This is a genomic window from Burkholderia sp. RS01 (assembly GCF_039748055.1).
Taxonomy (GTDB): domain Bacteria; phylum Actinomycetota; class Actinomycetes; order Actinomycetales; family Micrococcaceae; genus Arthrobacter.
The window spans coordinates 157487-181576 of sequence record NZ_JBDLAK010000004.1; the positions used below are offsets into that span (position 1 = coordinate 157487).

A 24090-nucleotide genomic window follows, 5' to 3' on the forward strand; every position below is an offset into this window, starting at 1 on the left:
AGTGGATCATTCAGGATGCGAGGACGGCCCGTGCGCTGTTGTCCAACAGCGTTGGACAATGCAACCCGGCACCGCGGTACCACCTCACTTACCGGCACCGGTCCCCCAACTGGAGTACCGGCGTCGGCCGCTCATTGCTGCTGTGACGGGCTTACCCGTCCGGTTCTAATGGCCTGGTGCGCCGTGCGGCACGCCGGACGTTCTTCCGGAAGCTCACCGGTGATGGCCGGGTCAAAGCTGGTTCCTCCAGTCTAACGGCTGTGCTGACGGACTCCATAACCAGTGGGCCGTAGTAATTCACCCGCGGCGAACTGTCCGTGCCTAGACTCGATCCCATGACCGACGCCGACAGGAACCCTTCCGAACGCCCTCCGGCGCCCCCGGGACGCGGCGCCGGCGCTTCGAAGCACGGACGGCCCTTCGTCTGGCAGCTGCTGGCGTTCGCCGTGCTCCTGCCCTTGGCGTCGCTGTCGATCTTCCGGGCCGTCCCCGCGGAATGGCCGACGCCCGTGGTCCAGCTCCTGTCCTTCACGCCCTGGATGGTGATTCCGGCCATCGCGGCCATGGCGCTTGCCCTGCTGAGCCGCCGCGTGCTGGCCATGGCTGCTGCCGCCGTCCTGCTGGCGGCGCAACTGTTCTGGCTCTGGCCGCCCGACGCCGGCCGTGCGGACGCCGGGGGCTCTTCCGCTGACACGGCCGGCTCGTCGGTCCCGCTGACAGCCATGAACATCAATTCCCGGTTCGGCCAGGCCGATGCGGCCGAAATCGTCCGGCTGGTCCGGGAGAACGGCGTGGGCCTGCTGACGGTCCAGGAGCATACCCAGGCACTTGAAGACCGGCTGGAGGCCGAGGGGCTGGGAAGGCTCCTGCCGCACAGGATCAGCAGTCCCACGGATGACGGCGCCGGCAGCGCGACCTATTCCAAGTACGAGATGCAGGCTGTCGGCCTGGTGCCGGACACTCCCTTCCAGATCCGCACGGTGCGGCTGCAGCTGCAGGACGCCGGGCACGGGGCCACGCTCGAAGTGACAAACGTTCATGCGCTGCCGCCGGTGGACGTCCGGGTCGGCCAGTGGCGGAGCGACCTCGCGGCGCTGGGCAGGCTCCTTGGCCGCGCCGGACCCAGCGGGCCCGGCAACCGGCTGCTGATCGGAGATTTCAACGCCACCTACGATCACGCCGAGTTCCGGAGCGTTCTCGACGGCGGTCCGGGCGGACGAAAAATGGTGGACGTGGGGACGGCGTCCGGCGGCCGGCTCATGCCCACATGGCCCATGGAACCCACCTGGCCCATGGAGGGCATCCCGCTGCCCGGCATCGTCATCGATCACCTGGTGACGACGCCGCACATCAGGAACTCCGGCTACGCAGTGCACCGTATTCCCGGAACCGACCATGCCGCTGTGATGGCCACGTTGAGCGTTCCGGCGGCCGGCTAGTTCCATACGCTGCCGCCCGGACGCGTCGCCCGGACGGTCAAAGGGCGGGGCGCCCTCGCTCAGGCCGAGGCGCCCCGGGAACAGGCTGCTAGCCCTGCGGGAGCTTCATGCCGAACTCGGCCATGACATCGCGGAGGCGGTCCGGGTAGGCGAAGGTGAGGTCCTTGATGTACTTGCCGACGTACGGGAACATCGGGTCCCCCGGCGTGACCGGGCCAGTGTCGGCGCACTTCTTGTCGCTGATCCTGCGATCGTGCGTGATGACCTCGCGCCCGTCCTTGGTGATCTGGAGGTCAAGCTCAAGCGTGGTGACGCCGGTTTCCAGGGCCTTGGCGAAGGCCGGAAGGGTGGACTCGACCGTGAGTCCGATCCCGCCTCGATGGGCCTGGAGGTCGAAGTGGTTGTCTCCGCCCTGGGCGTTGGTGTCCGCAGCCATTGCGTGGGACGGGATGACGAGGAGCAGGGCTGCGCTGAGCACGGCAGCGCCAAGCGTCGTCGGGGTGTGCATGTGGTGTTCTCCACTCTGGTGGTGTGCAGGTGCACATGCCACCGTGGCGGCCGGCTGCCAACGGCCGGCCACCACTGCCCGACATCCGGGCCAATCCGGGGTGAACGTCCGGTGCCGTTACGCCTGTTTGCGGATCAGCTTGTGAGTCGCCGCCTGCGCCACCGGCCGGATCACGATCTGGTCCAGGTTGACGTGGTGCGGCGCGCACACCGCGTACCGCACCACATCCGCCACGTCCTCCGCCGTGAGGGGCTTTTCCACGCCCTGGTAAACCTTGCTGGCGGCGGCGGGGTCGCCCAGCCTGTTGAGGGCGAACTCTTCGGTCTGGACCAGGCCGGGGAGGACCTCGATCACGCGGATGTTGTGTTCGGCCTCCTCCAGCCGGAGTGCTCCTGTCAGGGCATGCTGGGCGAACTTGGCGGCGTTGTAGCCGGCACCGCCCTCATAGGCGGTGAGCCCGGCCGTGGACGTCAGGTTCAGGACCGTGCCTTCGCCGCCCTCCCGCAGCATGGGCAGGAACGCGCGCGTGAGCTTCAAGGTGCCGAGGACATTGACCCGGTACATCCAATCCCAGTCGTCCGTCTTGGCCTGCCCCACGGGATCGGCCCCGCGGGCGCCGCCTGCGACGTTGATCAGGGTGTCGATCCCGCCGGCCGCCGTCACGTCGGCCAGGAGCCTGGCGACATCCGCGTCCTCGGTGATATCGGCCGGAATGGCGACGGCGCCGGTCTCGGCCTCCAGCGCGGCCAGCCGTTCCTGGCGCCGGGCCACCGCATAGACCGTCCACCCTTCGGCCCTCAATGACCGGACGGTCGCTTCCCCGATGCCGGTGCTCGCGCCGGTAACTACAGCTGCTTTTGTGTTCGAAACCTCAGTCATGGCACCACCCTAGCGCCATTCGGCAGCAGCGCTCAGCGCCGTCCGCCCCTAGGAACTCCTGGCTTCGAGGAACTCCAGCAGAACCCGGGCATGGTTCACTTCCGGGTCCCTGGCCCCGTACAGCAGCGTCACCCTCTGGTGCCGTGACGCCAGGTCCAGCAGCTGTTGCACCGCGGGGTTGTCCTCCAGTTCGTCCTCATACTGGGCCCGGAAATCGGCGAACCGCTCCTGCATGTGGGCGAATTCCTGCCGCAGCGGCGGCGACGGCGCGATTTCCTTGAGCCAGAGCTCAAGGCGGGCCCTTTCCTTGCTGACGCCGCGCGGCCAGAGCCTGTCCACCAGAACCCGGCAACCGTCGTCGTCCGCGGGATCGTCATAGATGCGCTTAATCCGGAAAGAACCGCCTGCATGCTCCATACGCGGCATGCTACTGCAGGCCGGCCGGGAGGCGCCGCTGCAGGCTACATCTGCGGGGCATGAAACAATTGGCCCATGGCTGAATCAACGCAGGGTACAGACACGCCCGCCACCGCCCCCATCAACGTTCCCGACAAGCCGGCCCTTGAAGGCCTCGAGGCTGCCCTGACGCAGCGCTGGCTGGACGAAGGAACCTACAAGTTCAACCCGGACACCACCCGGGAGCAGGTCTATTCGATCGACACTCCCCCGCCGACGGCGTCAGGCTCCCTCCACGTGGGCCACATGTTCTCGTTCACGCACACTGACGTCCAGGCCCGCTACATGCGCATGACCGGCAAGAACGTGTTTTACCCGATGGGCTGGGACGACAACGGCCTGCCCACCGAGCGCCGCGTGCAGAACTACTACGGCGTCCGGTGCGATCCGGCCATCCCCTACGACGCCGGGTACCGGCCGCCGGCACAGCCTGCGAAGAACCAGCGCGACTTCGACGTCGTCTCCCGGCAGAACTTCATCGATCTCTGCGAGGAACTCGCCGTCGAGGACGAGAAGGTGTTCGAGAACCTGTTCCAGACCCTGGGCCTGTCGGTCGACTGGAACCTGACCTACCGCACGATTGATGACACCTCCCGCGCCGTCTCCCAGCGCGCCTTCCTCGCGAACCTGTCGGCCGGCGACGCCTACATGGCCGAAGCCCCCACCCTGTGGGACGTGACGTTCCGCACCGCGGTGGCCCAGGCCGAGCTCGAGGACCGCGAAGTGCCGGGCGCGTACTACCGCTACCCGTTCTTCACCGCCGACGGCGAGAAGATCTACATCGAGACCACGCGTCCCGAACTGCTGGCGGCCTGCGCCGCGCTGGTGGCAAACCCCGACGACGAGCGCTACCAGCCGCTGTTCGGTAAGACCGTAAAGTCCCCGCTGTTCGACGTCGAACTGGAGGTCAAGGCGCACCCGCTGGCCAAGGCGGACAAGGGCTCCGGCATTGCCATGGTCTGCACCTTCGGCGACCTGACGGACGTCACCTGGTGGCGTGAACTGCAGCTTCCCACGCGTGCGATTGTGGGCCGCGACGGCCGCATCCTGGCCGACACCCCGGAGTGGATCACCACCGACGCCGGCCGTGAAGCGTACGCGGCCATCGCCGGCAAGACCGTTTTCTCGGCCAAGGAAGCCGTGGTAGAGCTCCTCACCGAGGCCGGCCTGCTGGACGGCGAACCCAAGAAGATCACCCACCCGGTGAACTTCTTCGAGAAGGGCGACAAGCCGCTCGAGGTTGTCACCTCCCGCCAGTGGTACATCCGCAACGGCGGCCGTGACGCGGACCGCCGCGAACGCCTGATCAGCCGCGGCCAGGAAATCAACTTCCACCCGTCCTTCATGCGCTCGCGCTACGAGAACTGGATTGCCGGCCTGAACGGCGACTGGCTGGTCTCCCGCCAGCGGTTCTTCGGCGTGCCGATCCCGGTCTGGTACCCGCTGGATGCCCAGGGCAACCCGGACTACGACCACCCGGTCCTGCCGTCCGATGAGTCCCTGCCGGTCGATCCGGCCGCGGACGCCGCGCCCGGCTTCGAGGAGTCCCAGCGCGACCAGCCCAACGGCTTCACGGGCGACGCCGACGTGCTGGACACCTGGGCCACGTCCTCGCTGACCCCGCAGATCGTCGGCGGCTGGAGCCGGGACGAGGACCTCTTCGCCAAGGTCTACCCGTTCGACCTCCGCCCGCAGGGCCACGACATCATCCGCACATGGCTGTTCTCCTCGGCCGTGCGCGCCGACGCCCTGCAGGACAGCGCACCCTGGAAGCACGCGGCCATCTCCGGCTGGATCCTGGACCCGGACCGCAAGAAAATGTCCAAGTCCAAGGGCAACGTGGTGGTGCCGACGGACGTCCTGAACGAGTTCGGCTCCGACGCCGTCCGCTACTGGGCCGCCTCCGCCAAGCTCGGCGCCGACACCGCGTACGAGATCGCGCAGATGAAGATCGGCCGCCGGCTGGCCATCAAGCTCCTCAACGCCTCCAAGTTCGTGCTGAACCTGGGAGCGACGGAGAACTCGGTGGTCTCCACGGACCTGTCCGTGCTGACCAACCCGCTGGACCGCGCACTGCTGGCCCAGCTCTCCGACGTGATTGCCCAGGCCACCAAGGCGTTCGACAACTACGACTACGCCAGGGCCCTGCAGATCACCGAATCGTTCTTCTGGCAGTTCACCGACGATTACGTCGAGCTGATCAAGGACCGCGCCTACGGTGCTGCCGGCGAGACCGAGCAGGCCTCCGTGCTGGCCGCCCTGGCCACCACGCTGGACTCGCTGCTGCGGCTCTTCGCCCCGTTCCTGCCCTTCGCCACGGAAGAGGTCTGGAGCTGGTGGCGGACAGGCTCGGTGCACCGCGCCGAGTGGCCGGCCGCGCTGGAGATCACCGCCGGGGACACCACCATGCTGGGCACTGTGGGCGTTGCCCTCAGCGGTATCCGGAAGGCCAAGTCCGAGGCCAAGGTCAAGCAGCGCACCGGGGTGCTCGCAGCGACCATTACGGCCAATGCCTCGCTCGTGGCCCAGCTCGAGGCCGGGCTCGGCGACCTCAAGGCCGCGGCGAATGCCCAGGAGATCACGTTGGCGACCGGCGACGGCGAACTGACCGTGAGCGGCGTGGAGCTGGCTCCGGCAGAGGAGCCCGCCCAGGCCTGACGCCGGTCCGGAGTCATTCCGCTGACATCAGGAAACTGACGAGGGCGCCGTGCCAGGAAAACCTGGCCGGCGCCCTCGCTCATTCTCCGTGTCTGTGGCCCGCCGCCCGGGCCTCTGCTTCGCTGATCGCCCAGGCTGCGTTGACGAGGCCGATGTGGCTGAACGCCTGCGGGAAGTTGCCCAGCAGCTCGCCGCTGTCCGGCGCGACCTCTTCGGCCATCAGGCCCAGGTCCGTCGCGAACGCGGCTGCCCGCTCGAAGACGGCCCGGGCGCGCTGGGTGAGTCCGGCGAGGGCGAGTGCGTGCGCCAGCCAGAACGTGCACAGCAGGAACGTGCCTTCCTCCCCTGCCATGCCGTCGTCGGCCAGGTAACGGTACACGAGGCCGCGGGCGTCCGTGAGCCGCCCCTCGATCGCCTCAATCGTGGCGGTCATGCCCGGATCATCTGCCGGCAGGAAGCCCACGACGGAGAGCAGCAGGGCCGAGGCGTCGAGCTCGTCTGAGCCGTACGCCTGGGTGTAGGCGTTCGCCGCCACGCTCCATCCCTCGGTGCGGATGGACTCCGCAATCGCGTCCCTCGCCTCCGTCCAGCGCGGGACCCTTTCGTTTGCGTGCAGGATTCCGGCGAGGGAGATGGCGCGGTCCACAGCGACCCAGCACATGAGCTTGGAGTGCAGGTAGTGCCGCGGCTCCCCGCGGACTTCCCAGATGCCGTGATCGGCGGACTCCCAGCGCGCGGCGGCCGTGTCCGCGGCGTCGGCGAGGAACGTCCGTGTTTCCGGGGCCAGTTCCGCGAGGTACTGCGGCAGGGTGGCGGCAGCGTCCAAGAGCTCGCCGTAGACATCGAGCTGGCGCTGGTTCCAGGCGCCGTTGCCCACCCGTACCGGAGCGCTGCCGCGCCAGCCCGGCAGGTGCGCGAGTTCGCGTTCGGGCAGCTCCCGTTCCCCCCCGATGCCGAACATGATCTGCAGTTCCTCGCCGCCGGCTAGCTGGCGGGCGGCCGCGGTGGCCAGGAACTGGAAGAACGTCCCGGCCTCGTCCGGGCAGGCCGCCACCCACAGGGCCTGCAGCGTCATGCTGGCGTCCCGGATCCAGGTGTAGCGGTAATCCCAGTTGCGCGCACCGCCGGCCACCTCCGGCAGCGACGTGGTCGGAGCAGCCACGATGGCCCCGGTGGGGTAGTAGCTGAGCGCCTGCAGAATCCGTCCGCTGCCGGCCACGAGCTCCTGCCACGGGCCGCGGTAGTTCTGGTGCATCGCGGACCAGCTGGTCCAGCCCTGGACGGTATCCCCGAGCCTGCGTCCGATCTCATCCTGGCTCCAGAACACCGTGACCGCGCCCCCGAGCTCACCTGAACCGGGGGCTCCCTTTGAGGAGTGCGGAGAGTGGAGGGCAAAGCCGACCACGTCCCCGGCGGAGAGGGTGAAGCGCACCTGCGCCGTACCGGCGTCGTCGTCGTTGTTGATCCGGAACGGCATCGGCGTCGAGAACGTCAGGACCGTGTCTCCCGCGCGGACCAGGACACCGCCGTCGGCTGCGCTGAGCAGCGGCCGTGCGAGGCCATAACCGGGCCGGGCGCAGAGGACGATGTCGACGTCGACCGAGCCCTGCGTGCAGGACACCTGCCGCAGCAAACTGCCCGGCGAGTCCGCACCGAGCTCGTGGCCCCGCCGGCCGTCACCGAGGGCGAGGGCATCCGTGACGGTCACGCACCCGTCCGCGGTGGTGTGGGTGGTTTCCAGGACCAATGTGGGGCCGAGGTAGCGGCGGGTCGAGGAGTAGGCCCCGGCGGGCCGGACCGACCAGTATCCCGCCTCGGGGCCGAGGATCCGGCCGAACACCGAGGGGCTGTCGAAGCGGGGGAAGCAGAGCCAGTCCACGGAGCCTGCTGCGCTCACCAGCGCGCCCGAGCAGCAGTCGGACAGGAGGGCGTAGTCCGCGATCGGTTCACTGCTCATGGACACACCTGACCGGGCTGTTCGGGCAAGTTTCGGGAGGCAAGCTTCTTGGGGGCCACGCATTCAGGGCAAAGGGGAAGCCCCATCAGCGTTTTGCCGTTGGTGGGGCTTCGACTTTTCGGTTATCTCGTGACGTCTGCGATAACCTGGCGAGATCCTCGGATTTTCAGGTCTTCCTACCTCGTCACTGGTAGCCATCATCTGCCTTTGCCGAAGGCTGCGACAGATGAGTGTCACTGAATCTTTGGTTCTCGTGTCCCTCTTCTTTCGAAGTGGGTAAGAACCATTGTTGTCCGCCGGATTTGGATGCGCAATAGCCCCGGCAGAACTACTCTGATGTAGTTCTGCCGGGGCTACCGGTGCCTCAAACTGGCGTGAACGGCCGCTTGCTGCCTAGTCGAAGGCGGGGCTCTCGGTCCGGCTGCGCTTGATCTCGAAGAAGTGCGGGTATGAGGCCAGAGTGACCGTCGCGTCCCACAGCCGGCCGGCTTCCTCGCCGCGGGGAATGCGGGTCAGCACGGGGCCGAAGAAGGCTGTGCCGTTGAACGCCACCACGGGTGTCCCGACATCCTGGCCGACCAGGGAGATGCCCTGCTCGTGGCTGGCGCGGAGCTGGACGTCGAACGCGTCGGACTCGGCGGCCGCGGCCAGTTCCGCCGGCAGGCCGCAATCGGCCAGGGCCTTGCTGATGACGATCGAGAAGTCCTTCTGGCCGCCGTTGTGGATCTGCGATCCCATGGCGTCATAGAGCGGCTTGACCACGTGGTCGCCGTGCTGTTCCTGGGCGGCGATGATGACGCGGACCGGGCCCCATGCCTTGTCCATGGCTTCGCGGTACTTGGGGTCCAGGTCCCGGCCCTCGTTGAGCACGGAGAGGCTCATGACGTGCCACTCGGTGCTGATGTCACGGACACCTTCGACCTCGCCGATCCAGCGGGACGTGATCCAGGCGAAGGGGCACAGGGGGTCGAACCAGAAGTCGGCCTTGTTGGAAATGGTTTCAGTCATGGATGAATCCTTCTCTCGTCGTGGTGAGCGGGCAGCGCCCGGCCATGGCCGGCGCGCAGTGACGGCGGCACGCCGCGATGGCGCGCGCGAATGCATCACGTGAGGTCAGCGGGAGTGGCATACGGCAGGCATGCCCTCATGCACAGCGACGAATTAGGCGGATTTATTCCGACGCTTGGCCACCACATCATGAGCGATCATGGTGGGCTGCGCCTTCTTGGCAACGACGTCGGCCGTGATCACCACACTGGCGATGTCATCCCTGCTGGGCAGATCGAACATCACCGGCAGGAGGACTTCCTCCATGATGGCGCGGAGACCGCGGGCGCCGGTTCCCCGCTCCAGGGCCTGGTCGGCGATGAGGTCCAGTGCGGCGTCGTCAAACACGAGTTCGACGCCGTCCAGCTGGAACATCTTCTGGTACTGCTTCACCAGGGCGTTCTTGGGAGTGGACAGAATCTGGATGAGCGCAGGGCGGTCCAGGTTCGACACAGTGGTGATGACCGGCAGCCGGCCGATGAACTCGGGAATGAGGCCGAACTTGAGGAGGTCCTCCGGCATCACTTCGCCATAGGAGTCGGTGGTGTTCTTGACCTCGTTGAGCGGGGCCCCGAAACCGATGCCCTTGCGCCCGGAGCGCGAACCGATGATGTCCTCTAGGCCGGCGAAAGCGCCGGCGACGATGAAGAGGACGTTGGTGGTGTCGATCTGGATGAATTCCTGGTGCGGGTGCTTGCGCCCGCCCTGCGGCGGAACCGACGCCACGGTGCCCTCGAGGATCTTCAGCAGGGCCTGCTGGACGCCCTCGCCGGAGACGTCGCGGGTGATCGAAGGGTTCTCGCTCTTCCGCGAGATCTTGTCGATCTCGTCGATGTAGATGATGCCCTGTTCGGCCTTCTTGACGTCGTAGTCCGCGGCCTGGATGAGCTTGAGCAGAATGTTTTCGACGTCTTCGCCAACGTAGCCGGCCTCGGTCAGGGCCGTGGCGTCGGCGACGGCGAACGGCACGTTCAGGCGTCGTGCCAGGGTCTGCGCCAGGTAGGTCTTGCCACAGCCGGTGGGGCCGATCAGGAGGATGTTGGACTTTGCGATTTCGACGTCGTCGTGATGGACGCCGTCCGCCAGGCTGCCGCTCTTGGGGGCGTGGCCGGCCTGGATCCTCTTGTAGTGGTTGTAGACGGCGACGGCGAGGGACCGCTTGGCGGGTTCCTGGCCGATGACGTATTCCTGCAGGAAGTCGAAGATTTCCCGGGGCTTGGGCAGTTCGAAACTGCCCAGATCGGCTACTTCCGCGAGTTCTTCTTCAATGATCTCGTTGCAGAGCTCAATGCACTCGTCGCAGATATAGACGCCGGGCCCGGCAATGAGCTTGCGCACCTGCTTCTGGCTCTTTCCGCAGAAAGAGCACTTGAGCAGATCCGTGCTCTCGCCAATCCGAGCCATATGTGAACCCCTTAGTATCTTGCTGCGAGTGCAGCTGTGCACCGGTTGCTTGAATCACGGTCATCCCCTGGCGGATCGGGCCGTGATTACATCCACTCTAGGTCACATTCGGCCTGAGGGGTGGAAACCGGACGCCGGTGCGGCCCAAAAAATCTGAACCTCACCGGCGCCGGGAAAACATCCTCTTACCTGACAATCGCCTGCGGCTTGATCTTGCGCGAATCCAGCACCTGGTCAATCAGGCCGTAGTTCATGGCCTCGGCGGCGGTAAGGATCTTGTCGCGCTCGATGTCGTTGTTGACCTGCTCCGAAGTCCGGCCCGAGTGCTTGGCCAGCGTGTCCTCGAGCCAGGACCGCATCCGCATGACTTCCGCGGCCTGGATCTCAAGGTCCGAGGCCTGGCCCCCCTGGCCGCCGGACAGGGCCGGCTGGTGGATCAGGACACGGGCGTTGGGCAGGGCAAGCCGCTTGCCGGGGGTACCCGCAGCAAGCAGGACTGCGGCCGCGCTGGCCGCCTGGCCCAGGCACACGGTCTGGATCTCCGGGCGGATGTACTGCATGGTGTCGTAGATCGCCGTCATGGCGGTGAAGGAACCACCGGGCGAGTTGATGTACAGCGTGATGTCCCGGTCGGGGTCCGTGGACTCCAGCACCAGCAGCTGCGCCATGACGTCGTCCGCGGAGGCATCGTCAACCTGGACACCCAGGAAGATGATGCGGTCCTCGAAGAGCTTGGTGTAGGGGTCCTGGCGCTTGAAGCCGTACGGCGTGCGCTCCTCGAACTGGGGCAGCACGTAGCGGCTGGTCGGCAGGTTGCCGGCAGACGATCCGAAATTGTAGTTCATGTTCATTGCTCCTGGATTCAGTTCTGTCTACGTGCCGGTCAGTTCTCGCCGTTGGAGGCGGCATTCTGGGTGCCTCCGCCGCCGGCAACGGAACCTGCGTGGGCGGCGATCTTGTCGAAGAAGCCGTAGTCGAGGGCGTCCTTGGCCGTGAACCACTTGTCGCGGTCGTTGTCCTTGAGGATGGTTTCGACTGTCTGTCCGGTCTGCTCGGCGGTCAGTTCCGCCATGACCTTCTTCATGTGAAGGATCAGCTCGGCCTGGATCTTGATGTCCGAGGCAGTACCGCCGATGCCGCCGGAGGGCTGGTGCATCAGGATGCGGGCGTTCGGGGTGGCGTAACGCTTGCCCTTGGTGCCGGACGACAGCAGGAACTGTCCCATGGAGGCGGCGAGGCCGGTGGCCACGGTAACGACATCGTTCGGGATGAACTGCATGGTGTCGTAGATGGCCATGCCGGCGGTCACGGAGCCGCCGGGTGAGTTGATGTAGAGGTAGATGTCCTTCTCGGGGTTCTCCGCGGAAAGGAGCAGCAGCTGCGAGCAGATCGCGTTGGCGTTCTCGTCGCGGACCTCGGACCCGAGCCAGATGATGCGCTCTTTCAGCAGGCGGTTGTAAATGTAGTTGTCCTGGGCTGCCGGATCGACGGTTGCCATGCGGGGCGCCCCTGCTTGCTGTGACATATGTACTTACCTCTCGCTGGTGACGGTGACATCACTGAACTTCACTACTTGGACACTAACCGCTTTCGCAGCGGTTTTGTTCTTCGGAATCGCGCTGTTCGCTGACGGCGCACGATCGCAGCCAGCCGCATCGTCCGCGTGAATTCCGGGTCCCCGGCAACCGGGGCTTAAACGGAGAAGCCCCCGGATCCAGGGATCGGGGGGCTTGTCCGCAGCTGCCAGCTACTGGAACTTCACGGCTGATATGTCTGAGCTATCAGAACTTCGCCGCAGCGGGATCGTCGCTCGGTACGGCCTCGACCGCAGCGTCTTCTGCTGCTTCGCCTTCGGCGGCAGGAGCCTCTTCGCCGCCGGGGCGGACGAAGTCGCTCAGGTCAACCTTGTTGCCCTCGGAGTCCGTGACCTCGGCCTGGCCGAGAACAACGGCCAGCGCCTTCCGGCGGCGGACCTCGGAGACCATCATGGGGACCTGGCCGCTCTGGTCAATGATCTGGGCGAACTGGTTCGGGTCCATGCCGTACTGGCTGGCGGTGGTGACGATGTAGTCGATCAGCTCGTTCTGGCTGACGTTGACTTCTTCCTTCTCGGCGATGGCGTCGAGGATGATTTCGTTCTGGAAGGCACGCTCGGTGTTGGCCTTGACCTCGGCGCGGTGCTCCTCGGTGTCGTGCTCGCCTTCACCGTGGGCGTTCTCGGCGTTGAAGTGCTGCTCGAGCTGCTCTTCGACAACCGAGTCCGGGACGGGAACTGCCACGAGCTCGACGAGCTTGTCCAGGACCTTGTCGCGGGCTTCGACGCCCTGCTCAACGACCTTGGAGTCGGCGGCCTGCTTGGCGAGGTCTTCGCGCAGTTCAGCCAGAGTGTCGAATTCCGAAGCCAGCTGGGCGAAGTCGTCGTCGGCCTCAGGCAGCTCGCGCTCCTTGACGGACTTGACGACGACCTTGACCTGCGCGGCTTCGCCGGCGTGGTCACCGCCCACAAGGGTGGTGTCGAAGATGGCGTCTTCATCGGCGCTCAGGCCGGTGACTGCCTCGTCCATGCCTTCGAGCATGGTGCCGGCGCCAACCTGGTAGGACAGGCCCGCGGCGGAGTCAACCTCGGCGCCGTCGATGCTTGCCGTGATGTCGATGGTGAGGAAGTCGCCGTCAGCGGCGGGGCGCTCCACAGACTTGAGCGTGCCGAAGCGGCCGCGCAGTTCATCCAAGGCCTTGTCGACGTCCGCTTCGGAAGACTCCGCAGCGGCAACCTCAACCTTGATGCCGGCGTAGTCCGGAAGCTCGATCTCCGGGCGGACGTCAACTTCGGCGTGGAACTTGAGCTCGCCATCGGTTGCGGACGGGTCCGGAACCTCAGTGATCTCAACCTCGGGACGGCTCAGGGGGCGGATGCCCGATTCCTGAACGGCAGCCTGGTACCAGCCGTTGAGGCCTTCGTTAATGGCGGTCTCCAGCACGTAGCCGCGGCCGACGCGCTGGTCGATCAGCTTGGAGGGGACCTTGCCCTTACGGAAGCCAGGGACCTGGATCTGGGAAGCAACAGTCTTGTATGCCTCTTCGATGCTGGGCTTCAATTCCTCAAAGGGGACCTCAACATTGAGCTTGACCCGCGTGGGGGTGAGGTTCTCGACAGCGCTCTTCACAGTCTAAGTACTCCTGGGTTTTGTTGGATGGGGTTCTGCAAACGCGTGATTCTGTCCGGGCCATCGGCCCGGGCCGCAGAGTCGGGGTGACAGGATTTGAACCTGCGACTTCCTGCTCCCAAAGCAGGCGCTCTAGCCAAGCTGAGCTACACCCCGTAATGCACAGGACAGTCTACGTTCATACCTGCCGGCTTTGCACATTTGACACGTGGGGCATGAATTAGGTTTAGTTATATCCGGCTTCAACAGCCAGACCGAAAGATTGAGTGAAGGCCGCAGGCCTGAACGCTTTCCTACGGGGACGTAGCTTAATGGTAAAGCCTCAGTCTTCCAAACTGATTACGCGGGTTCGATTCCCGTCGTCCCCTCCAGCACAAAGGGCCCCTCACCGAGGGGCCCTTTCTTGTGTCGCGGGGACCTTCTTCCGGAGATCAGCCGGCGCGCTGGCATGACGGGCACCAGTACAGTTTGCGCGCTGCATGCTCCGTCAGCGCCACTGGCGTGCCGCAGACGCGGCAGGGCTGGCCGTGGCGGCGGTACACGAAATGCGCGTCCTCGGCCGGCGGCAACGGAGCCGATCTGCTCCAGAAAGCCGCTGTCGTGGTGATGATCCTGCCGTCGCGGACGCCGTCGGCCATCACAGCGGCAGTGTCATCCCAGAGGAGGCCGGCCGCCTCCGCCGTCAGCGAGCTGCCGGGAAGCCAGGGGTCCATCCGCCGGCGGAACAGCACTTCGGCGCGGTACACGTTCCCGACGCCGGCAATCACCTTCTGATCCATCAGCAGGGATGCCAGCGGCATCCGGCGGGCCAACACGCGCCGGACAAAGTCATCGCGGCCACCACTCCCGTTGGGCGGCGGATCGGCTTCCTGCCGCGGATCCCGCATATGAAGGGGGCCGGGATTGTGCAGCGGGTCGGGTCCGAGCCGGGCCAGCACGGCATCCGCGTCCGCCTCGGTGATGGCGGCGCAGGTGGTGGCTCCGCGCAGGTCGGCCCAGCCGTGCTTCCCCGCCAGCCGCACGCGTACGGCGCCGACCGGTGCGGGCGGCCCGGCGTAGGCCGCCGGCGCGGCGTCGTCGGGAACCTCCCGCTCCCCCACCTTCCGCGGCGCGCCGATGCTGGACGCACCGCGGAATTCGCTGTCCCCGCCGAAGTCCCATGCACCGTACAGTCCGAGGTGGACGTGCAGGACCATGCCGTGGTCGAAGCGCAGGAACAGATGCTTCCCGTGCGCGTCGGCGCACATCAGCGTGCGTCCGTCCAGGAGCGCGGCCCCGGCGGCGAAGCGGCCCTGCGGGCTGGTCACGGCAAGCTGCTCGCCGGCGAAGACGTCACCGAACTGGCGGGCAAGCCGGTGGATAGAGTGCCCTTCAGGCACTACTCGACGACCTCGCCCGTGGTTTCGTAGGCTGCTATTTTGCCGATCCGGCGGATGTGGCGCTCGTCGTTGCTGAACGGCTCCTGCAGGAATGCCTCAATCAGGGCAGTTGCTTCCTCGACGCTGTGCTGGCGGCCGCCGACAGCCACGACGTTGGCGTCGTTGTGCTGGCGCGCCAGGACGGCGGTGGAGTGGTTCCAGGCCAGCGCCGCGCGGACACCCTTGACCTTGTTGGCAGCGATCTGTTCGCCGTTCCCGGAGCCGCCCAGCACGATGCCCAGGGCGTGGACGCCGGCGGACTGGTCCGCCACGACCGCGAGCGCGGCATTGATGCAGAAGGCCGGGTAATCGTCCAGGGCGTCATATTCCCTCGGGCCGTGGTCCACCACGTCGTAACCCTTCGCGGACAGGTGGCTCACCAGGTGGGCGCTCAGCTCCATGCCGGCGTGGTCAGTGGCGATGTGGACCCGCGGGAATGCAGGAGTAGTGGTCACGGTAGCTTCCGTTCAGTCATGAGCACCGGGGCGCGGCCGGGCTGGTACAGGTCAGATCAACAGATCCAAGAGTACTAGCTGTGCCTGCCCGGGCTGCAGGAAGCTACGCGCCCCCGTCGCCTGCGGAAGGAGGGCGGCCTTCGCCGCGGGCCCGGGCAGCCACCCGCGTCAGGACCTCGGCAAGGCGCGCCGCCGAGTCGGAGTTTCCGCCGCTCACCGCGAGCCGATGTCCGTCAGTTTTCCGGACCACGACGGCGGGACCGCTGCTCACGAGCACGGCTGCTGTTTCGCCGTGGTGGCGGTATCCCCATCCCCCATAGTCGGCGGCGCGGACATCCGCGGGATCGGCCGCCGAAATGGCGGCGGCCGGCACGTCCACGACGGGAAGGATCCCGGCAACGAACACGCGCAACCCGCTGCGGTCCGCGGTAACCCTGGCGAAAAGGAATGCGGCGCCGACGACGGCCGCCGCAACCAGCAGGGCACCCAGCCAGGGAACGGCGATGGCAAGGAGGGCGGCCGGAAACAGGCTGGCGATGCCGATCATGACAAAAACGGAGCTCCGGGCGTGGACCCAGAGCCGGATGGAATCGGTGGCGAGCTCGGGGTCGAGCGCCTGTTCAAGGGCCCGGTCATCCTCCGGGGTCCACTGCTGGTCGGCCTTGAAGACAAACCCGATGATGACGCCCAGGGCGAGGGCGGCGCCGCTTCCCATGGCCAGCACTATCACGTCCACGCTGGACTCGCGGGCATCGGTGACCCCGGCCTGTCCCACGAGTCCGGCCGCCAGCACGCTGGTGATAAACAGGCTGACTGTCAGCCCGGCGCCCATCATGATCCGGCGCATCACGGTGGGGCGTGACACGGGCACGGCCTGGAGCAGCACCAGCCAGCCGGCCACGACGATCATGGCGGACCCGACGCCCACATAGGCGGGGAACGGCGCAAAGGCCGTTCCGCCGTCGTCGTTCCATCTGACCGCCAGCGGCTCCGGCAGATCCGGGCGCAGCAGGACGGCACAGACTGTGAAGCCGGCAGCGAGCAGCAGGGGGAAACCGATGGCGAACCGCAGTGCCTTCGTGTCCACAGCATCGAGGAGCTTTCCCATGCCTTAACGCTACCCCTGAGCCTGCTCCGGCGCGGAGAAAGTGATCCGCGCAACTTGCCATCGGTGCGGGGAATGAAACAATGACTTCACAGTGACCCACTGACGGGCAGGCTGGGGCTTGTCCGGCAACCAACACCTTTGGAGGCACAACCTTGCCAGGTATGAACCTGACGCGCGCCGAAGCTCGCGAGCGCGCCGACCTGATCGCCGTCGATTCCTACGATGTCGCCCTGGACCTGACCACGGGCGAGACAGTCTTCGGCTCGACCACCACGGTGAAGTTCACGGCTGTACCGGGGTCCTCGACGTTCATCGACGCCGTGACGCAGAGCGTCCACAGCGTGACCCTGAACGGCCGTGAACTCGATCCTGCCAAGGTATCCGACGGCGTCCGGATCCAGCTGCCGGACCTCGCCGAACACAACGAACTCACGGTGGTGGCGGACGCGCCCTATATGAACACCGGCGAGGGGCTGCACCGCTTCGTTGATCCGGTGGACGGCGAGGTCTACCTGTACACGCAGTTCGAAGTGCCCGACTCCCGCCGGATGTTCGCCGTCTTTGAACAGCCGGACCTCAAAGCAACGTTCAGGTTCAGCGTGACGGCGCCGTCACACTGGGACGTCATCTCCAACTCCCCCACGCCGGCCCCCGTGGAGGCCTCCCCGGCGGCAGACGGCCGCGCCCGCTCGGTCTGGGAGTTCAGCCCCACCCCGCGCCTGTCCTCCTACGTCACGGCGCTGATCGCCGGTCCGTACCAGTCCGTCCGCAGCGACGTCACCAGCTCCGACGGCCGGGTGGTCCCGCTGGGCGTGTTCGCCCGGAAGTCGCTCATGCAGTACCTCGACGCCGACAACATCTTCGAACTCACGCGGCAGGGGTTCGAGTTCTTCGAAGCGCAATTCGGCTGCCCCTACCCGTTCGAGAAGTACGATCAGCTCTTCGTCCCCGAATTCAACGCCGGAGCCATGGAAAACGCCGGGGCGGTGACCATCCTCGAAGGCTACGTGTTCCGGGGCAAGGTGCCGGAGGCCCAGGTGGAGCGCCGCGCCATCACGGTCCTGCACGAACTGGCCCACATGTGGTTCGGCGACCTGGTGACCATGCGCTGGTGGAACGATCTCTGGCTCAACGAGTCCTTTGCCGAGTACATGTCCCACCTCGCCGCGGTGGAGAACACGAAGTTCCAGAGCGCCTGGACCACGTTTGCCTCGGTGGAGAAGTCCTGGGCCTACCGCCAGGACCAGCTCCCCACCACCCATCCCATCTTTGCCGAGATCAACGACCTCCAGGACGTCGAGGTCAACTTCGACGGCATCACCTACGCCAAGGGTGCCTCCGTGCTGCGCCAGCTCGTGGCCTGGGTGGGTCCGGAGCAGTTCATGGCCGGCGTCCGCGAATACTTCGCCAAGCACTCCTGGAAGAACACCGAGCTGGGCGACCTGATGATCGAACTGGAGAAGGCCAGCGGACGCGACCTGGACCAGTGGGGCCGGCTCTGGCTCGAAACCGCCGGCGTGAATTCGCTCAAGCCGGAGCTGACAGTCGACGCCGACGGCACCATCACGGCCTTCGCCATCCTGCAGTCCGCTGTGGCCGACCAGCCCACCCTCCGGCCGCACCGGCTGGCCGTGGGGTTCTACGACGTCACCGAGGAAGGAAAGCTGGAGCGCGTCCACCGCGAGGAGCTGGACGTCGACGGCGACCGGACGGACGTGCCGGAACTCGCCGGCCTCCAACGGCCGGACCTGATCCTGCTCAACGACGACGACCTCGCGTACGCGAAGGTCCGGCTGGATGAGAAGTCCCTCGCAACCGCCAAGTCGCACCTGAAGGATTTCCGGGAAAGCCTTCCGCGCACGCTCGTGTGGGGCTCCGCCTGGGACGCCGCCCGCGACGGCGAGAGCCCGGCCCGCGGCTATGTGGACCTGATCCTGGCCAACATCGCCTCCGAGAGTGACTCGTCGGTGATCCTGGTCCAGCTCCGGCAGCTGGCAACCACGCTCACGTTCTATGTGGCGGAGGAGCACCGCGAAGCCGCGTCGGTGGCCGCCGGAGACCGGCTCTGGGAGCTCGCCTCGGCCGTTCCCGGCGGTTCGGATGCGCAGCTGCAGTTCATCAAGTCCTACGCCCTGCTGGCCCGGAGCGGCGCGCAGCTGGACAACGTGGCCGGGCTGCTGGACGGCTCCGTCACCTTGAACGGGTTGACGGTCGACCAGGACCTGCGCTGGGAACTGGTGGCCTCACTCGTGGTGGGTGGACGGCTGGGCCAGGAACAGATCGACGCGGAACTGGAGCGGGACAACACCTCCAGCGGGCAGAACGCTGCGGCGCTGGCGAAGGCCGCGATCCCCACGGCGGAGGCCAAGGCGGCGGCCTGGGAGTCGATCGTGGTCAAGGGCGAGCTATCCAACGCCATCCAGGGCTCTGCGGTCACCGGCTTCACCCGCGTGCTGGACACCGCACTGCTGGAGCCGTACGCGGAGAAGTACTTCGCGGCCGTCCCCGGCATCGTGGCGGAGCGGACCTTCGCACTGGCGCAGCAGGTCGTCGTCGGGCTCTACCCGGCGCAACTGACCACGCAGGCCACCGTGGACCGCACCGACGAGTTCCTCGCGTCACTCCCGGAGGACAGCGCGGCGCTGCGCCGCATGATGCTGGAAAACCGCGACGGCGTCGCCCGGGCACTGCGGGCACGCGCGGCCGACGTCTGAGCCGCAGGTGCCAGAGCGGCGCGATGTGAACTGCGGGCGCTCTAAACTGGCCGCATGGGCCTTGATGAGCACCACTATTCACTGACCGTCCGCTGGACCGGCAACCTTGGAAGCGGCACGTCGTCCTACCGGGAGTACTCCCGGGACCACGACGTCGAGATTCCGGGGCTGCCGGTCCTCAAGGGCTCCGCCGACCCCACGTTCCGCGGCGACCGGTCGCGGTACAACCCCGAGCAACTGCTCCTGACGGCACTCGCCCAGTGCCACATGCTGTCCTTCCTGCACGTGGCGGTGAAGCACGGCGTCGTCGTCCTGTCGTATGAGGACAACGCCACGGGCATGATGCGGCTCAACCATGACGGCAGCGGGCAGTTCGAGAAGGTGACCCTCCGGCCGCGGGTAACGGTGGCCGACGCCGCCCACATCGCGCTGACCCAGGAAATGCACCGGGAAGCCAACGCCCTGTGTTTCATCGCCCGCAGCGTAAATTTCCCTGTACTGCACGTTCCGGATACCACAGCGGCCGGAAGTTAGCCAGCGGGATACACCGCTACGCTTAAAACTGACCAGAGAGCAGGCCGCCGCCGGAAGACCGGCGGATACCCCCGGCCGCCGTCGGACAGCAGCAAGGAGCATCCCTACAGATGTACAGCATGTTTACAACGCCCTCGGCCTCGCTGGAGCCCACCGGTTTCGACGTCGCCGGCATCGCGATCAGCCTCGGTGCAGGCATCATCCTGTGGCTGCTGGCGAGCTTCGTGATCTCCCGGATCACCAAGCGTGTCGCCAGCGGAACAGCGCTGTTCAAGAAGCCGCACTTCAAGTGGGTCGCCCCCGCCCTCCGCGCCCTCGACCACGAGCGGCGGGTCCAGCGCGCCAACACCATCGGGTCGCTGCTCAACAGCGTGGTGGGCGTGGTCATTGCCGTCATCACCAGCATCTACGTGCTGAAAAACCTTGACGTGGACGTCGCGCCGCTGCTGACAAGCGTCGGTATCCTGGGTATCGCCATCGGCTTCGGCGCCCAGCAGCTGATCCGCGACTTCCTTGCCGGAATCTTCATCACCATCGAGGACCAGTACGGTATCGGAGACATCATCGAGACCAGCGAAGTGGTGGGCGTCGTCGAATCGATCGGCCTGCGCATCACCCGTGTCCGTGATGACAACGGGGCCATCTGGTATCTCCGCAACGGCGAAATCCTCCGCGTGGGCAACCGGTCCCAGGGCAATTACGTGGCCCCAGACGATGAGCCAGGCGAGGGGCCGCTCGAGGCTGAACCCCAGCACGGACCGCAGCAGAAGGCCGGAGAATAGCCATGACCCTTCCCACTCCCTCCGAACCCAACGCGCCGCGGCAGCTGATGCGTAATGACCCCTTCAGCCAGCCCGGCTACACGGACAACTTCTACGATGCCGTGGGCGGCCACGAGACCTTCGTGAAGCTCATCGACGTGTTTTACGACGGCGTGGCCAGCGACCCGCTGCTGCGGCCGATGTACCCGGAAGAGGACCTTGCTCCGGCGAAGCGGCGCTTCCTGATGTTCCTCGAACAGTACTGGGGCGGGCCCACGACGTACGGCGAAGAGCGCGGACATCCGCGGCTGCGGATGCGCCACATGCCGTTCCGGGTCACGCCCGAGGCCAAGGACCGCTGGCTGCACCACATGCGCACGGCCGTGGACTCGCTCCAGCTGCCGCCGCTGCACGAGGCCACCCTGTGGGACTACATGGAACGGGCGGCGCTGTCCATGGTGAACAGCCCGTCTGAAGCATAGGTCCGGCTAGGGCAGCCCGACGCCGGTCCTGGCCAGGACGTGCCCGCGGCTGCCGGTGAGCCGGAACCAGCGGCCGGCCCGGTAGAGGCGCTGTTCGTCGGAGCCGAGGAATCCGAGGGCCAGGGCGGCAAAGGCGGCACCGGCGGGAAGGCCCGGGAGCCCTTCCAGTTCGCGGCCCCAGACTGCGGCACGGGCGTTGTTGACCATCAGGGCACCGGGCTTGTCCGGGACGATTCCGGCCACCTCGGCGATGCCGGCTTCCGCGGCTCGCCGGAGGACGTCATCCGGCACTGAAGCGATCAGCTCCCAGCCGCTGCGCGGCGCTCCGACGCCGGCCCAGGACTCGGTGACCGTCGACGGCGGGACCGGGAGTTCGGCGTCGTTCTCACCAGCCCGCGCGAGCCGGTCAAGGACCGCAGCGAGCGGGACGGTGACGTCCGCGGCGGACGGTTCGGCCAGCGCCATGGTCCGCAGGCCGAGGATGGTGGGGGTGGACTCCCCCAGCAGCCGGGGCCGGAGCACGCAGACGTAGGCGGCCAGGACCATGCCCGCCGCCTGGAGGCGGATGGCGCCGTCGTCGATGGCCTTGGCGCGGGTGGCGTAGGTCCGGAGATCGGCCAGGTCGCGGGGGTCGGCGAAGCGGATGGACTGGGTGAGGAGATCAGACACATTAAGAACACTACCGGCTGGGCCCCGGTTGAGCGGTGCCGGGGCGACGTCTAGAGTCAAACCATGACTGAAGCGGACGCCGGAGTGCAGGCATTGCCCTTGAACGACCCCACCACCTCGCTGATCGAATTGCTGGATCTTGGCGAGCTTGAGGGCGCCCGGACGGACGAGGACATCTTCATGGGCCCGTCGCAGCGGCAGCCGCACCAGCGCGTGTTCGGGGGCCAGGTCCTGGCGCAGTCCCTGATCGCCGGGATGCGCACCGTGGATCCCGTCCGCGCCGTGCATTCCATGCACGCCTACTTCCTGCGGCCCGGCGACGCGAACAAGCCCATCACCTTCGGCGTGCAGCGGCTGCGCGACGGCCGGTCTTTTTCGGCACGCCGCGTGCACGCGTACCAGGACGGCACGCCCATTCTGTCCATGATCGCCTCGTTCCAGGCCGGGGACGAGGGCCTGGAACACCAGTCGGAGATGCCCGAGGGAATTCCTGATCCGGAATCACTTCCCAGCACGGCGGATCTCCTGGGCAAGTTCGACCACCCCGTGGCGCGGCACTGGGCGTACGAGCGGCCCTTCGACATCCGCCACGTCGATCCGCCCCTGTACGTCGCGGCCACCGGCAAGAAGGAAGCCCGCAATGCGGTGTGGATGAAGACCTTCAGCGCCATGCCGCACGACGCCAACACCCACCGCGCCGCACTGGCGTATGCCAGCGACTACACGCTGCTCGAATCCATTCTGCGCCGGCACGGACTGAGCTGGATCACGCCGGGCATGAGCGTGGCCAGCCTGGACCACGCCATGTGGTGGCACCGGCCCGTGCGGGTGGATGAGTGGCTGCTGTACGTCCAGGAAAGCCCCAGCGCGCAGGGAGCCCGCGGGCTCGCCACCGGAAAGATCTTCAACCGCGAGGGACTGCATGTGGCATCCGTCGCCCAGGAAGGGATGGTCCGCGTGCCGACTGACCTGAAGAGCAAAGTGGCAGGGGCCTTCCAGTCGAAAGTCCTCCAGCACCAGATGCGCCGGGCATAGCGGGACAAGCCGGGCCGCGGGACGGTCCTCCGGGCGTGCGGACCTGCGGACGCAGCCGGCCAACCCCATCCCGGTCGGGAATCGAGGACTACAGTGGATGCATGGCTGCCAGCCGCAATCCGCTCGACGACCTGCGCGAAACCATCGGCCATCTGACCGATCAGCTCAGGCTGCACGGTTCTGAGCGCGTCGACGACCTGGTCGGCGATCTCATCGGTGCGAGGCCCGGGCCGGCCCGGCCGCTGTCCGAGGTGCAGGCCGAGCTCGACGCGCTGGTCGGACTGGAGACCGTGAAGGAACAGGTACGGGCGCTCGTCGCACTGCTCCAGGTCCAGGCCCGCCGTAAGGCGCACGGCCTGCCGGAGGTGGCGACATCACAGCATCTGGTGTTCCTCGGAAACCCGGGCACGGGCAAGACCACCGTGGCGCGGCTCCTGGCCGAGATGTACCGCGCGGTCGGTCTGCTGCAGAAAGGCCACCTGGTCGAGGTCGACCGTTCGGGCTTGGTGGGGCAGTACGTCGGCGCGACCGCCATCAAGACGGACCGGGTGATCCGGCGTGCGCTGGACGGCGTCCTGTTCATCGACGAGGCCTACGCTCTGGCCCCGGAGGACGGCCGGACGGACTTCGGCCCCGAGGCGATCGAGGTCCTGCTCAAGCGGATGGAGGACCACCGCCACCGCCTGGTCGTGATCGTGGCCGGATACCCGCGGCTGATGGAGTCCTTCTTGCTCTCGAACCCCGGACTGCGCTCCCGGTTCGCCCGCGAGATCACGTTCCCCGACTACTCCGTCGACGCACTCCAGACGATCTTCCACCAGATGCTGGCCCAGCACGAGTACACGCTGGAGCCGGGTGCGGACCAGATGCTGCGCCGCATCCTCACCGGGCTCCACGCGGGCGAGGACTCCGGCAACGCACGGTTCGCCCGCACGCTGTTCGAGCAGGCGCTCAACCGCCAGGCGCTGCGGCTGTCGCTCGACGAGGAACAAAGTCTCGACGCGCTCGATCGTGAGGCCGTCATGACGCTCACCGCGGACGACATCGTCGAGGCCGCGCTGGCCTTGGGCGAGGAGCCGGAGCCGGAGCCGGAACCGACGCCGGAACCGGAGCGGTCACGCTGGTGGCGCTGGCTGGTCTGACCGGATCTGCGGCGGCTGTCAGGCGAAGGCCTGTCCGGCCCCCGAGCGGGAAAAAGCTCAACTATTCCACTGTCGTGCAACCGGAGGACAGCTTTCCGACCCGCCCCAAGCTTGCTCGCTACGGCCCTGGACCCCCAACGGTCGCAAACAGCCGCACCGCGGCTTCGCGCTGCTCCTCCGACAACGAACTGCCCTTAAACATGAAACTGCTCCCCGTAAGTTAGAACTGAAGTTCAGTCCAACTTTCGGGGAGCAGTTCA

Annotated in this window: 21 protein-coding genes and 2 tRNA genes; 9 read left to right on the forward strand and 14 right to left on the reverse strand. The window is 66.8% G+C overall.

Translation table 11 applies throughout. From position 1 onward, the window contains the following. Nucleotides 1-335 precede the first annotated feature (335 nt). Nucleotides 336-1439, forward strand: coding sequence for an endonuclease/exonuclease/phosphatase family protein (locus ABFP37_RS05750; protein ID WP_347032986.1), 1104 nt, complete (start codon nucleotides 336-338; stop codon nucleotides 1437-1439). 88 nt (nucleotides 1440-1527) lie between these two features. Here the strand turns inward: ABFP37_RS05750 and ABFP37_RS05755 are convergent, their stop codons facing one another. The 3 genes from ABFP37_RS05755 to ABFP37_RS05765 form a co-directional block, all read right to left on the reverse strand. Then, entirely contained in the window at nucleotides 1528-1947 is a 420-nt protein-coding gene (locus tag ABFP37_RS05755) for a glycerophosphodiester phosphodiesterase family protein (RefSeq protein ID WP_347032987.1), read from the reverse strand. Nucleotides 1948-2064: 117 nt separating this feature from the next. After that, nucleotides 2065-2826 (reverse strand): SDR family oxidoreductase, encoded by a 762-nt coding sequence (locus ABFP37_RS05760; protein WP_347032988.1) that lies wholly within the window; start codon nucleotides 2824-2826, stop codon nucleotides 2065-2067. Nucleotides 2827-2874: 48 nt separating this feature from the next. Next, entirely contained in the window at nucleotides 2875-3243 is a 369-nt protein-coding gene (locus ABFP37_RS05765) for a DUF488 family protein (protein ID WP_347032989.1), read from the reverse strand. Between the two features lie 75 nt (nucleotides 3244-3318). Between ABFP37_RS05765 and valS the strand changes: the two genes are divergently transcribed. After that, nucleotides 3319-5940: a valine--tRNA ligase gene (valS, locus tag ABFP37_RS05770; RefSeq protein ID WP_347032990.1), complete on the forward strand. Its 2622-nt coding sequence runs from the start codon at nucleotides 3319-3321 to the stop codon at nucleotides 5938-5940. Between the two features lie 79 nt (nucleotides 5941-6019). Here valS and ABFP37_RS05775 read toward each other — a convergent pair whose 3' ends face one another. The 7 genes from ABFP37_RS05775 to ABFP37_RS05805 form a co-directional block, all read right to left on the reverse strand. Then, nucleotides 6020-7897 (reverse strand): glycoside hydrolase family 15 protein, encoded by a 1878-nt coding sequence (locus ABFP37_RS05775; RefSeq protein WP_347032991.1) that lies wholly within the window; start codon nucleotides 7895-7897, stop codon nucleotides 6020-6022. A 393-nt stretch (nucleotides 7898-8290) separates the two neighbouring features. Further along, complete coding sequence (locus ABFP37_RS05780; RefSeq protein ID WP_347032992.1) at nucleotides 8291-8905, reverse strand: DsbA family protein; 615 nt, start codon at nucleotides 8903-8905, stop codon at nucleotides 8291-8293. Nucleotides 8906-9058: 153 nt separating this feature from the next. Continuing rightward, complete coding sequence (gene clpX / locus ABFP37_RS05785) at nucleotides 9059-10348, reverse strand: ATP-dependent Clp protease ATP-binding subunit ClpX (RefSeq protein ID WP_078028806.1); 1290 nt, start codon at nucleotides 10346-10348, stop codon at nucleotides 9059-9061. A gap of 185 nt (nucleotides 10349-10533) precedes the next feature. Then, complete coding sequence (locus ABFP37_RS05790; protein WP_078028926.1) at nucleotides 10534-11193, reverse strand: ATP-dependent Clp protease proteolytic subunit; 660 nt, start codon at nucleotides 11191-11193, stop codon at nucleotides 10534-10536. A 38-nt stretch (nucleotides 11194-11231) separates the two neighbouring features. After that, nucleotides 11232-11873, reverse strand: a complete 642-nt coding sequence (locus tag ABFP37_RS05795) for an ATP-dependent Clp protease proteolytic subunit (protein ID WP_347032993.1) — start codon at nucleotides 11871-11873, stop codon at nucleotides 11232-11234. A gap of 256 nt (nucleotides 11874-12129) precedes the next feature. Then, nucleotides 12130-13512: a trigger factor gene (gene tig / locus ABFP37_RS05800; RefSeq protein ID WP_078028804.1), complete on the reverse strand. Its 1383-nt coding sequence runs from the start codon at nucleotides 13510-13512 to the stop codon at nucleotides 12130-12132. A gap of 81 nt (nucleotides 13513-13593) precedes the next feature. Further along, a tRNA-Pro gene (locus ABFP37_RS05805) sits at nucleotides 13594-13668 on the reverse strand. A gap of 141 nt (nucleotides 13669-13809) precedes the next feature. Here ABFP37_RS05805 and ABFP37_RS05810 point away from each other — a divergent pair. After that, nucleotides 13810-13883, forward strand: a tRNA-Gly gene (locus ABFP37_RS05810). A 60-nt stretch (nucleotides 13884-13943) separates the two neighbouring features. On the opposite strand, the gene ABFP37_RS05815 is transcribed toward ABFP37_RS05810, so the two are convergent. The 3 genes from ABFP37_RS05815 to ABFP37_RS05825 all read right to left on the reverse strand — a co-directional run bounded on the left by ABFP37_RS05815 (nucleotide 13944) and on the right by ABFP37_RS05825 (nucleotide 16493). Beyond that, nucleotides 13944-14891, reverse strand: a complete 948-nt coding sequence (locus ABFP37_RS05815) for an Fpg/Nei family DNA glycosylase (protein WP_078028803.1) — start codon at nucleotides 14889-14891, stop codon at nucleotides 13944-13946. Then, nucleotides 14891-15385 carry a ribose-5-phosphate isomerase gene (locus tag ABFP37_RS05820; protein WP_078028802.1) on the reverse strand — a complete coding sequence of 165 codons (495 nt, stop codon included), beginning with the start codon at nucleotides 15383-15385 and terminating at the stop codon, nucleotides 14891-14893. Before ABFP37_RS05820 ends, ABFP37_RS05815 begins: the two co-directional genes overlap by 1 nt. A gap of 103 nt (nucleotides 15386-15488) precedes the next feature. Further along, entirely contained in the window at nucleotides 15489-16493 is a 1005-nt protein-coding gene (locus ABFP37_RS05825; protein WP_078028801.1) for a hypothetical protein, read from the reverse strand. 161 nt (nucleotides 16494-16654) lie between these two features. Between ABFP37_RS05825 and pepN the strand changes: the two genes are divergently transcribed. From pepN to ABFP37_RS05845, 4 genes are all read left to right on the forward strand, one after another. Then, nucleotides 16655-19207 carry an aminopeptidase N gene (gene pepN / locus ABFP37_RS05830; protein ID WP_347032994.1) on the forward strand — a complete coding sequence of 851 codons (2553 nt, stop codon included), beginning with the start codon at nucleotides 16655-16657 and terminating at the stop codon, nucleotides 19205-19207. Between the two features lie 54 nt (nucleotides 19208-19261). Further along, the gene (locus ABFP37_RS05835; RefSeq protein WP_347032995.1) at nucleotides 19262-19741 is read left to right on the forward strand and encodes an OsmC family protein; all 480 of its coding nucleotides are present in this window, start codon (nucleotides 19262-19264) and stop codon (nucleotides 19739-19741) included. A 119-nt stretch (nucleotides 19742-19860) separates the two neighbouring features. Continuing rightward, nucleotides 19861-20523, forward strand: coding sequence for a mechanosensitive ion channel domain-containing protein (locus tag ABFP37_RS05840; protein WP_347032996.1), 663 nt, complete (start codon nucleotides 19861-19863; stop codon nucleotides 20521-20523). 2 nt (nucleotides 20524-20525) lie between these two features. Beyond that, entirely contained in the window at nucleotides 20526-20984 is a 459-nt protein-coding gene (locus ABFP37_RS05845) for a globin (RefSeq protein ID WP_347032997.1), read from the forward strand. A gap of 6 nt (nucleotides 20985-20990) precedes the next feature. Here the strand turns inward: ABFP37_RS05845 and ABFP37_RS05850 are convergent, their stop codons facing one another. Continuing rightward, on the reverse strand, nucleotides 20991-21653 hold the full coding sequence (locus tag ABFP37_RS05850; protein ID WP_347032998.1) for a hypothetical protein: 663 nt from the start codon (nucleotides 21651-21653) through the stop codon (nucleotides 20991-20993). A gap of 63 nt (nucleotides 21654-21716) precedes the next feature. Between ABFP37_RS05850 and ABFP37_RS05855 the strand changes: the two genes are divergently transcribed. Together ABFP37_RS05855 and ABFP37_RS05860 are read left to right on the forward strand one after the other, a co-directional pair. Next, on the forward strand, nucleotides 21717-22688 hold the full coding sequence (locus tag ABFP37_RS05855) for an acyl-CoA thioesterase II (RefSeq protein ID WP_347032999.1): 972 nt from the start codon (nucleotides 21717-21719) through the stop codon (nucleotides 22686-22688). Nucleotides 22689-22789: 101 nt separating this feature from the next. Further along, entirely contained in the window at nucleotides 22790-23830 is a 1041-nt protein-coding gene (locus tag ABFP37_RS05860) for an AAA family ATPase (RefSeq protein ID WP_078028794.1), read from the forward strand. Nucleotides 23831-24090: the final 260 nt, after the last annotated feature.

Excerpts from the sequence above, each read along its gene's own strand:
- ABFP37_RS05750 (WP_347032986.1), top strand. The coding sequence starts at position 336 with ATGACCGACGCCGACAGGAACCCTTCCGAACGCCCTCCGGCGCCCCCG.
- ABFP37_RS05755 (WP_347032987.1), bottom strand. The coding sequence starts at position 1,947 with ATGCACACCCCGACGACGCTTGGCGCTGCCGTGCTCAGCGCAGCCCTG.
- ABFP37_RS05760 (WP_347032988.1), bottom strand. The coding sequence starts at position 2,826 with ATGACTGAGGTTTCGAACACAAAAGCAGCTGTAGTTACCGGCGCGAGC.
- ABFP37_RS05765 (WP_347032989.1), bottom strand. The coding sequence starts at position 3,243 with ATGGAGCATGCAGGCGGTTCTTTCCGGATTAAGCGCATCTATGACGAT.
- valS (WP_347032990.1), top strand. The coding sequence starts at position 3,319 with ATGGCTGAATCAACGCAGGGTACAGACACGCCCGCCACCGCCCCCATC.
- ABFP37_RS05775 (WP_347032991.1), bottom strand. The coding sequence starts at position 7,897 with ATGAGCAGTGAACCGATCGCGGACTACGCCCTCCTGTCCGACTGCTGC.
- ABFP37_RS05780 (WP_347032992.1), bottom strand. The coding sequence starts at position 8,905 with ATGACTGAAACCATTTCCAACAAGGCCGACTTCTGGTTCGACCCCCTG.
- clpX (WP_078028806.1), bottom strand. The coding sequence starts at position 10,348 with ATGGCTCGGATTGGCGAGAGCACGGATCTGCTCAAGTGCTCTTTCTGC.
- ABFP37_RS05790 (WP_078028926.1), bottom strand. The coding sequence starts at position 11,193 with ATGAACTACAATTTCGGATCGTCTGCCGGCAACCTGCCGACCAGCCGC.
- ABFP37_RS05795 (WP_347032993.1), bottom strand. The coding sequence starts at position 11,873 with ATGTCACAGCAAGCAGGGGCGCCCCGCATGGCAACCGTCGATCCGGCA.
- ABFP37_RS05825 (WP_078028801.1), bottom strand. The coding sequence starts at position 16,493 with ATGGGAAAGCTCCTCGATGCTGTGGACACGAAGGCACTGCGGTTCGCC.
- pepN (WP_347032994.1), top strand. The coding sequence starts at position 16,655 with ATGAACCTGACGCGCGCCGAAGCTCGCGAGCGCGCCGACCTGATCGCC.
- ABFP37_RS05835 (WP_347032995.1), top strand. The coding sequence starts at position 19,262 with ATGGGCCTTGATGAGCACCACTATTCACTGACCGTCCGCTGGACCGGC.
- ABFP37_RS05840 (WP_347032996.1), top strand. The coding sequence starts at position 19,861 with ATGTTTACAACGCCCTCGGCCTCGCTGGAGCCCACCGGTTTCGACGTC.
- ABFP37_RS05845 (WP_347032997.1), top strand. The coding sequence starts at position 20,526 with ATGACCCTTCCCACTCCCTCCGAACCCAACGCGCCGCGGCAGCTGATG.
- ABFP37_RS05855 (WP_347032999.1), top strand. The coding sequence starts at position 21,717 with ATGACTGAAGCGGACGCCGGAGTGCAGGCATTGCCCTTGAACGACCCC.
- ABFP37_RS05860 (WP_078028794.1), top strand. The coding sequence starts at position 22,790 with ATGGCTGCCAGCCGCAATCCGCTCGACGACCTGCGCGAAACCATCGGC.